The organism is Pseudomonas sp. WS 5503 (genome assembly GCF_012985385.1).
Taxonomy (GTDB): domain Bacteria; phylum Pseudomonadota; class Gammaproteobacteria; order Pseudomonadales; family Pseudomonadaceae; genus Aquipseudomonas; species Aquipseudomonas paracarnis.
The window spans coordinates 92,330-101,969 of record NZ_JAAQWI010000017.1; the positions used below are offsets into that span (position 1 = coordinate 92,330).

General features: G+C 61.1%; 5 protein-coding genes. 4 read left to right on the forward strand and 1 reads right to left on the reverse strand.

What is annotated here, in order from left to right:
• The first annotated feature begins 52 nt into the window (after nucleotides 1-52).
• Both HBO10_RS30440 and HBO10_RS30445 read left to right on the forward strand, forming a co-directional pair.
• Nucleotides 53-3,160 (forward strand): autotransporter serine protease, encoded by a 3,108-nt coding sequence (locus tag HBO10_RS30440; RefSeq protein WP_034127690.1) that lies wholly within the window; start codon nucleotides 53-55, stop codon nucleotides 3,158-3,160.
• A 192-nt stretch (nucleotides 3,161-3,352) separates the two neighbouring features.
• Nucleotides 3,353-4,777, forward strand: a complete 1,425-nt coding sequence (locus tag HBO10_RS30445) for a lipase (RefSeq protein ID WP_034127689.1) — start codon at nucleotides 3,353-3,355, stop codon at nucleotides 4,775-4,777.
• Between the two features lie 120 nt (nucleotides 4,778-4,897).
• On the opposite strand, the gene HBO10_RS30450 is transcribed toward HBO10_RS30445, so the two are convergent.
• Nucleotides 4,898-5,122: a YgdI/YgdR family lipoprotein gene (locus HBO10_RS30450; protein ID WP_003191162.1), complete on the reverse strand. Its 225-nt coding sequence runs from the start codon at nucleotides 5,120-5,122 to the stop codon at nucleotides 4,898-4,900.
• Between the two features lie 189 nt (nucleotides 5,123-5,311).
• On the opposite strand from HBO10_RS30450, the gene HBO10_RS30455 reads away from it, so the two are divergent.
• Together HBO10_RS30455 and HBO10_RS30460 are read left to right on the forward strand one after the other, a co-directional pair.
• Nucleotides 5,312-6,958 carry a VRR-NUC domain-containing protein gene (locus HBO10_RS30455; RefSeq protein ID WP_034127688.1) on the forward strand — a complete coding sequence of 549 codons (1,647 nt, stop codon included), beginning with the start codon at nucleotides 5,312-5,314 and terminating at the stop codon, nucleotides 6,956-6,958.
• Nucleotides 6,955-9,210: an ATP-dependent DNA helicase gene (locus HBO10_RS30460; RefSeq protein WP_034127687.1), complete on the forward strand. Its 2,256-nt coding sequence runs from the start codon at nucleotides 6,955-6,957 to the stop codon at nucleotides 9,208-9,210. Before HBO10_RS30455 ends, HBO10_RS30460 begins: the two co-directional genes overlap by 4 nt.
• The last annotated feature ends 430 nt before the right edge of the window (nucleotides 9,211-9,640 follow it).

Here is a 9,640-nt window from a genome sequence, read left to right on the forward strand (position 1 = left end):
TCTGGAGAAAGTGATTTACACACGTGCAATAAGAAAACTAAGGAAGGTCACCGTGAAAAAACGCAAGTCAGGGTTAACTACCGCCATCCACACAGGCCCGGGCTATCCGCTCAAGGCGCTGAGCTGCGTGCCATACGGCGCGTTGCTGTGTTGCCTGGCAAGCCTGGGGACCGCCCAGGCTGCACCCTATGTGGAAACCGGCAAACTGGGCGACGCCGCCAGCTGGCGCAGCAATGAGTTCAAGGCCGACTGGGGCCTGGGTGCCGTGCACGCCGACACCGCCTATGCGGCCGGCTATACCGGCAAGGGCGTCAAGCTGGGGATCTTCGACCAGCCGGTGTATGCGCCACATCCGGAATTCGCCAGCCCCAACAAAGTAGTGACCATTGTCACCGAGGGCATCCGCCAATATACCGACCCGTATATCCCGGTGAAGGCCGGAGATGCATTCCGTTACGACGGCACTCCGTCCCTGGGCTCCAATGGCAAGCTGGGCAACCACGGCACGCATGTCGGCGGGATTGCTGCGGGTAACCGCGATGGCGGGCCGATGCATGGCGTGGCGTTCAATGCGCAAATCATCAGTGCCGAAAACGGTGACCCGGGCCCGGAAGACGGAATTATCCTGGGCAACGATGGCGCGGTGTACAAAGCCGGTTGGGATGCGCTGGTTGCCAGCGGCGCTCGCATCATCAACAACAGCTGGGGTATCGGCATCGGTGATCAGTACGCCAAGGGCGGGCGCGATCCGGCGTTTCCCAATTTCACCGTCAACGAAGCCCAGGCGCAATTCAATACCATTCGACCGATCCTCGGAACAATTGCAGGGGGGGCTTATCAAGGCGCCATCGATGCGGCCCGCAGCGGTGTGCTGACCATCTTCGCCGCGGGTAATGACTACAACCGTAACAACCCGGATGCCATTTCCGGTCTGGCGTACTTTGTGCCGGAGATTGCCCCGAACTGGCTGTCGGTGGCCGCGTTACAGCAAAACCCGGACACCGCAAGTGCCAACCCCTATGTGATCAGCACCTTCTCGTCGCGCTGTGGCTATGCGGCGAGCTTTTGCGTATCGGCGCCCGGCACCAAGATCTACAGCTCGATCATCAACGGCACCAACCTGGACAACCTCACCAACGACTACGCCAACTTCAACGGCACATCCATGGCCGCGCCTCACGTAGCCGGCAGCGCAGCGGTGCTGATGGAACGCTTCCAATACATGAGCGGCGACCAGATATCCACCGTGCTCAAGACCACCGCCACCGACCTCGGCGCGCCGGGCATCGACTCCCTCTATGGCTGGGGCATGATCAACCTGGGCAAGGCGGTCAACGGCCCAGGGATGTTTATCACCGCCGAGGATATCCCGGCCGAGTTCCGTATCGACGGCGCCTACGGCAGCGGCCAGTTCGTGGCGGACCTGCCGGGCGTCGGCGCGGTGGTGGATGCCGGCAAACCCACCCAGCGTGTGTGCGATGACTTGCACTGCGGGCGGGATGTGTGGAGCAACGACATCTCGGGCCATGGCGGCCTGACCAAGCAGGGCATCGGTACCTTGGTGCTCACCGGCGCCAACACCTACAGCGGGCCGACGCTGGTCAACCAGGGCTTGCTGGCGATCAACGGTTCGGTCACCTCCGACGTCACCGTGAGCCAGAGCGGCGTGGTCGGTGGTTCGGGGCGTATCGGTTCGCTGAGCGCGAAAAGCGGCGGTACTGTGGCACCGGGCAATTCCATTGGCACCTTGAACGTGGCGGGCAACGTCAACTTTGAACCGGGCTCGACCTATGCGGTAGAACTGTCGCCCACCAGCAGCGATCGTATCGTCGCGGGCGGCACGGCCACCCTCAACGGCGGCACCGTGACCCTGGCCCTGGAAAACAGCCCGACCTTGTTGAGCGCGCCCCAGGCCCAAAGTCTGATCGGCCGCCAATACAACATCCTGCAAGCGGCAGGTGGCGTCACCGGCAGCTTCGCGGCAGTGGTTCCCAACTACCTGTTTGTCGGCGGTACCTTGAACTATGCCGCCAACGGCGTGCAGCTGGATGTGGCACGCACCAACAGCTTCGCCAGTGTGGCCGCCACGCCGAACCAGCGCGCCGTGGCCGCAGCCGTCGAGCAATTGGGCGCGGGCAACGGTGTGTATGAAAGCCTGCTGCTGGCACCCACGGCCGCTTCGGCCCAGGGCGCGTTTCAGCAACTGAGTGGGGAAGTCTACCCGGCGCTGGAAACCGCACTGGTCAATGACAGCCGCTACGTACGCGAAGCGGTGGGCGAGCGTCTGCGCAATGGCGAGATGGGCGCTACCAGCCAAGCCATCGACAGCCGTGGCAACGTGTGGGTCAAGGCATTGGGCGCATGGGGCAAGACCGACAGCCGCAACGACACGGCGGGCTACACCACCTCTATCGGCGGCATGCTCGCCGGTGTGGACGGCGCCGTCGATGAGGCCACACGCATTGGCCTGGTGGCCGGTTACAGCGACACGTCGTTGAACATGGGCAGCGGCACCCACAGCCGCGCCTCGGTCGACAGCTACCATTTCGGCGCCTATGCCGGGCATGAAATCGGCGCCTGGCGCCTGAGTGGCGGCGCGACCTACAGCTGGCACCGCGCCGATGTCAAACGCGACCTGCAATACGGCGATGTCAGCGGCAAGCAAAAAGCCAAGGTCGATGCCCACAGTACCCAGGTGTTCACGGAAGCTGCGTACCGCATCAACCTGCAACCACTGGCCCTGGAGCCGTTCGCAAACCTGGCCTACGTGCACCTGGCAACTGACAGCTTCAAAGAGAAGGGCGACGCCGCCGCGCTGAGAAGTGGCGACGACAGCCGTGACCTGGTGCTCAGCACCCTGGGTATGCGGGCCTTGAAGACCTTCAATATCAACGACCATCAGCAACTGGAAGTCTCCGGCACCCTGGGCTGGCAGCACAACCTGAGCAGCACCGATTCGGAACAGCACTTGGCGTTTGCCTCGGGCGGCCCTTCGTTCACGGTGGAAAGTGCGCCAATGGTGCGCGATGCGGCGTTGGTCGGGGCACGGGTCAGCCTGGCATTGAGCAAGGATGCGCGGGTGAACTTCGATTACAACGGCCTGCTGGCCAGCAAGGAGAAGGTGCACGGTGTCGGCTTGAGCCTGGACTGGGCGTTCTAAAGGCCAGGTGCAGTTGGTTGTGGCGAGGGAGCTTGCTCCCGCTCGGGTGCGCAGCGCCCGCAAGTTTTTGGGGCCGCTGCGCAGCCCAGCGGGAGCAAGCTCCCTCGCCACACAAGCTCGCTCCTACAGGTGGTAACGGATAACAGGTGTTTTGGCTTTCTCTACAAATCCAACAACAGAGAGGCACTACCAATGGGTATCTTTGACTATAAAAACCTCGGTACCGAGGGCTCCAAGGCGTTGTTCGCCGATGCCATGGCGATCACGCTTTATTCCTACCACAACCTGGATAACGGCTTTGCCGTCGGCTACCAGAACAATGGCCTCGGGCTGGGGTTACCGGCCACCCTGGTCAGCGCGCTGATTGGCGGCAGCAATGCCCAAGGGGTCATCCCCGGGATTCCCTGGAACCCCGACTCGGAAAAAGCCGCCCTTGAGGCGGTGCAAGCAGCCGGCTGGACGCCCATCAGCGCCAGTACCCTGGGCTATAGCGGCAAGGTCGATGCACGCGGCACCTACTTTGGCGAAAAATTCGGCTACGGCACGGCGCAGGCCGAGGTGCTGGGCAAGTACGATGACGCTGGCAAGCTGCTGGAAATCGGCATCAGTTTCCGCGGCACTTCAGGGCCTCGGGAAAGTGTGATCACCGACTCCATCGGCGATGTGATCAACGACCTGCTCGCCGCCTTCGGGCCCAAGGATTATGCCAAGAACTACGCGGGGGAAGCCTTTGGCGGCTTGCTCAAGAACGTGGCGGACTTCGCCAGCGCCCAGGGCCTGGGCGGCAATGACGTAGTGGTCAGCGGGCACAGCCTCGGTGGCATGGCGGTCAACAGCATGGCCGACTTGAGCGACAGTACCTGGTCGGGTTTTTATAAAGATGCCAATTACGTGGCCTACGCATCGCCGACCCAGAGCGCCGGCGACAAGGTGCTTAACGTCGGTTATGAAAACGATCCAGTATTCCGAGCCCTGGATGGCTCGTCATTCAACCTGTCGTCCCTGGGCGTGCACGACAAGGCCCACGAATCGAGCACCGACAACATTGTCAGTTTCAACGATCACTACGCCTCATCCCTGTGGAACGTCCTGCCGTTTTCCATCCTCAACCTGCCCACTTGGGTTTCGCACTTGCCCACCGGTTACGGTGACGGCATGACCCGTATCCTCGACTCGGGGTTCTACGAACAGATGACCCGCGACTCCACGGTGATCGTCGCCAACCTGTCCGACCCGGCACGGGCCACCACCTGGGTGCAAGACCTCAACCGCAATGCCGAGGCGCACAAGGGCAATACCTTCATCATCGGCAGCGACGGCGACGACTTGATCAAAGGCGGCAGGGGCGCGGACTTTATCGAAGGTGGCAAGGGCAATGACACCATCCGCGACAGCAGTGGGCACAACACGTTTTTGTTCAGCGGGCAGTTTGGCAATGACCGGGTGATCGGCTACCAGGCGACGGACAAACTGGTGTTCAACGACGTGGCGGGCAGCAATGATTACCGCGATCACATCAAGGTGGTGGGCGGGGATACAGTCATTGGCTTTGGGACGGATTCGGTGACGCTGGTGGGTGTGAGCAGTCTGTCGGGGGAGGGGATAGTCATTAGCTAACGCATTCGGTGTGGGAGCTGGCTTGCCTGCGATGGCGGCGGTCGAGACAGCCATGCGGTGACTGAAAAATCGCTATCGCAGGCAAGCCAGCTCCCACATTTGATGGGTTTTGCTAGATGATCATTTTTCCTTACGCACCGTGGCCACATCATCGGCCTTGATACGAATACGCTTGCCGGCAATATCGGTGAACTCGTAGAAGCCGTCGGCGGTCTTGGCGTTGGGCGTGTCCTTGGTCAAATACTGCGTGCCGTTCTGCAAGGTCACCACGGTTTGCGTGGAGCAACCGGCCAATACCAGAAAAGTGAGTGCAACCAGTGGCAGACCCAAATTCTTCATGTTCATAACCCTTACCTTTAACCCTGAAAAGTCCCGCAGCGTCTGCTTGCGGGGCCATAAATATTACGCGATCAACCCACTCATCAGATTGTTTTTTTGCAAAAAGTTGCAGGCGCCATTTATCTATTACTGATTGCAACAACGGCTTTGCCCCGGCACTCTGTATGCATAACCAGTATTTGATTGCATTGCACCATGGCCAACCCCCTCGAAGACCCCTTGTATTACCTGCATAACTTCCGCCAAGTGCTGGTTTGGTTGGGGCAACGCTACGCCGATTTGCTCAATGCGCACGAACAGCAATTCATTCAGCAATTTGACAGGTTGCCCCAGGCCTCCCAGGCGTTGTTGGTGCGCATGGTGATGCGCAAGGGCGTGCATTTTCGCGCCACTAAACTCCATTACCTGGAAATCGGTTGCCCCCATGCGGCGGCAGGGCCATTGCGTGAGCTGGGATGGGTGGAGGATCAAAGCCCGCTGCCGTTTGCCACCCTCTTCGCGCTGCTGCAAAAGAGTGAATTGCTCGGCGCCTTCAAGCCTTGGATCGACCAACCCAAGGGTAACAAGGCCGATTGGCTTGAACCTTTGGCCGCGCAATTTACCGAGCCGCGCAGCTTTGCCCAGTGGTGCCCCGACGTAGACGACGCGCTCTACAGCCTGACGGTAATGGAGTTGTGTGATCGCCTGCGCCTGATGTTCTTCGGCAATCTGCACCAGGACTGGTCGGAATTCGTGCTGGCAGACCTGGGCATCTACACCTATGAAAAAGTCGAGTTCTGCGCCGAGTCGCGTGGGTTACGCAGCCGGGACGACGTGCATGGGTTCCTGTTCCTGAACCAGTGCCAGCAAGCCTTTGAAGCCGGTGAAGCGCTGGATACGGTGTTGGCGCAGGTCGCCACGTTGTGTACCGACAACCCCTGGCTGGAAAAGCGCCGCGCCAAGCTGTTGTTCCAGATCGGCCAGTATTGCGAACGCTGCGCCGAACTGGCGCTGGCCGAACAGATTTACCGCGGTTGCACGCACCCCGGTGCCCGGGCGCGGCTGATTCGCGTACTGGAGCGCCAGGAGGATTACGCCCAAGCCATGGCCCTGGCGACCGAGGCACAACAGGCCCCACACAGCGCCGCTGAACACCAACAACTGCTAAGGGTAGTGCCGCGCCTGCGGCGCAAACTTGGCGGGCCGGCGCTGCCCAGGGCCAAGCCCCAAGCGGTGGCGCGCCTGGACCTGGCACTGATGCAGGAACCGCTGCTGTCGGTGGAATCCAGTGTGCTGGCGCACCTGAGCGAACCGGATGCGCCCGTGCATTACGTCGAGAATGGCCTGATCAATTCGCTGTTCGGCTTGCTGTGCTGGGAGGCGATTTTCGCCCCGCTGCCGGGGGCATTCTTCCACCCGTTCCAGCGTGGGCCGGCGGATTTGCACAGCGAGGACTTTTATCAACGCCGAGAAGCCTTGTTTGCCGCGTGCTTTGCACAACTGGAGGATGGTCGCTACAAGGCTAGCATCCGCCAACGCTATGTAGAGAAATGGGGCATTCAGTCGCCTTTTGTGTTCTGGAACCTGCTCAACGAAGAACTGCTCGAGCAAGCCCTGGCCTGCCTGCCCGCCGAACACTTGCGCCATTGGTTTGCGCGCCTGTTGCAGGATATCCGTGCCAACCGGGCCGGGATGCCGGACCTTATCCAGTTCTGGCCCGCGCAAAATACCTATCGCATGATCGAGGTCAAAGGCCCCGGCGACCGTCTGCAAGACAACCAGTTGCGTTGGCTGCAATTCTGCGGCGAGCACCAGATGCCAGTCACCGTCTGCTACGTGCGCTGGGCGGAGCAACCCGCTTGAGTTACAGCGTGGCCGTGCGGGCGCTGTGTGAGTTCACGGCCAAGGTCGGTGACCTCGACCTGCGCTTTACGCCGTCGCCCAGCGCCCAGGAAGGCATCGTCGGCCATCGCACGGTAGCGTCACGGCGCAATGCGCACTACCAGAATGAAGTGGCGCTTGAAGGCGAGTACCAGCAACTCAAAGTACGGGGCAGGGCGGACGGCTATGACCCGGACAGCAACCGCCTCGAAGAGGTGAAGACCTACCGCGGCGACCTCGCTGCCCAGCCCGCCAACCATCGGCAACTGCACTGGGCCCAGGTCAAAGTGTATGGCTGGCTGATGTGCCAGAAGCTCGGGCTCAGTGAGATCGACCTGGCGCTGGTGTACTTCGATATCGTCGGCGAAGGCGAAACCTTGCTCAACCAGCGATTCGATGCGCCAGACCTTGAGCAGTTCTTCAAGCAACAATGCGCGCTGTTCCTGGACTGGGCCCGGCAGGAGATGCAGCACCGCGCGGCACGCAACGCTGGCGCGCAGAGCCTGGCATTCCCCCATGCCGACTTCCGTACCGGGCAGCGCACCTTGGCCGAGTCGGTTTACAAAGCGGTGAGTACCGGCCGGTGCCTGATGGCCCAGGCGCCCACCGGCATTGGCAAGACCATCGGCACTATCTTCCCGCAGCTCAAGGCCTTGGCGCCGCAGCAACTGGACAAGGTGTTCTTCCTCACCGCCAAGACGCCCGGGCGCAAGCTGGCCCTAGATGCCGCCCAGGTGCTGTACGACAGCAGCCCCGAGCTGTCACTGCGTGTGCTTGAACTGGTGGCCCGGGACAAGGCGTGCGAACACCTGGACAAAGCCTGCCATGGCGACTCCTGCCCGTTGGCCAAGGGCTTTTACGACCGCCTGCCTGCCGCTCGCCAGGCCGCGTCGCAGGTGCGCCTGCTCGATCAACAAAGCCTGCGCAACGTGGCGCTGGCCCATCAGGTATGCCCGTACTACCTGAGCCAGGAAATGGCGCGCTGGAGCGACCTGATCGTCGCCGACTACAACTATTACTTCGACTTTGGCGCGATGCTGTTCGGCCTCGCCCAGCTCAACCAATGGCAGGTCTCGGTGCTGGTGGATGAAGCCCACAACCTAGTCGAGCGAGCCCGCTCGATGTACAGCGCCAGCCTGGATCAATACAGCCTCAAGACCGTTCGCGACAGCGCACCCGAGGCGCTGAAAAAACCCTTGCAGCGCCTCAACCGTGAGTGGAACGCGTTGCACAAGGATCAACTGGCGCCTTATCAGGCCTACGCCGCCAAACCCGACAAACTGCTCCAGGCCCTGAGCCTGTGCACCAGCGCCATGGGCGATTACTTCAACGATCACCCCGATGCCCTCACCGGTGACCTGCAAGCCTTCTACTTCGAAGCCCTGCAATGGGCCAAGGTGGCGGAGCTGTTTAACGAGCACTTTATTTTCGATATCACTAAGCGCTCGTTCACCGCCAAGCGCAGCAGCTCGACCCTGTGCCTGCGCAACGTGGTACCGGCCGAGTTCATCCGGCCCAGGCTGACCGCTGCGCGCAGCAGCGTGTTGTTTTCCGCGACCTTGAGCCCACGGCACTATTACGCCGATTTGCTGGGCCTGCCAGCGAACACCGCCTGGGTCGACGTTGAATCACCGTTCAAGGCCGAGCAGTTGCAGGTGAGCATCGTTGAGCGGATCTCCACGCGGTTCGTGCATCGCCAGGCATCGCTGGAACCCATCGTGGCATTGATCGCCCAGCAGTTCGCCGCGCAACCGGGTAACTATCTGGCGTTTTTCTCCAGCTTCGATTACCTGCAACAGGTCGCGCAGCTACTGGCTGAGCGACACCCACAGATTGCGCTGTGGCTGCAATCCCGAGGTATGGCCGAGGCCGAGCGCCAGGCCTTTCTCGACCAGTTCACCCCGCATAGCCAGGGCATCGGCTTTGCGGTACTGGGCGGAGCGTTCGGCGAAGGCATTGACTTGCCCGGCGCGCGCTTGATCGGCGCGTTTATCGCCACCCTGGGCTTGCCCCAGCTCAACCCGGTGAACGAGCAGATGAAACTGCGCATGGGCGCGATTTTCGGCGCGGGGTACGACTACACGTATCTGTACCCGGGTATTCAAAAAGTCGTGCAGGCGGCGGGGAGGGTGATTCGCAGCCAACAGGATCGGGGGGTGGTGATGTTGATTGATGACCGGTTTGGGGAGCAGTGGGTGCGGCAGCTGCTCCCCAAATGGTGGGCATTTAAATGATGGTCCACACCCTGCGCAATGACTCATCCAAGACTACGGCGCCCGCCCGAGTGAAACTGGTCGAAATCACGTAATTACGAAGGGTGTTGTTGGCGCTATCAAACACCTGAAACCGGGCATTGCCTACTGTCAGAATTAACAGGTACCGATCCAGGGGCATCCCGCACGACCTGTTAATTCTGACAGTAGGCACGCCGCGATTTCAGGCGTTTGATAGCGGTAAGCCAACAGCGCACGACCGTGAGGATTCTCGCCATGCCCAAGAACAAAACACTTGACCCCCTCCTGCCGCCCATCGTTGTCCCGCTGATGGAACCGGCCATTGATGGTGATATCGAAGGGGCGCATGGCGGTATCGGCCTGCGGCATACCGAGGTGCCGTTGGTGGTCTACCTGATCAACCCCAAAGATGGCGTCACTCCGGGCAGTG

Excerpts from the sequence above, each read along its gene's own strand:
- HBO10_RS30445 (WP_034127689.1), top strand. The coding sequence starts at position 3,353 with ATGGGTATCTTTGACTATAAAAACCTCGGTACCGAGGGCTCCAAGGCG.
- HBO10_RS30450 (WP_003191162.1), bottom strand. The coding sequence starts at position 5,122 with ATGAACATGAAGAATTTGGGTCTGCCACTGGTTGCACTCACTTTTCTG.
- HBO10_RS30455 (WP_034127688.1), top strand. The coding sequence starts at position 5,312 with ATGGCCAACCCCCTCGAAGACCCCTTGTATTACCTGCATAACTTCCGC.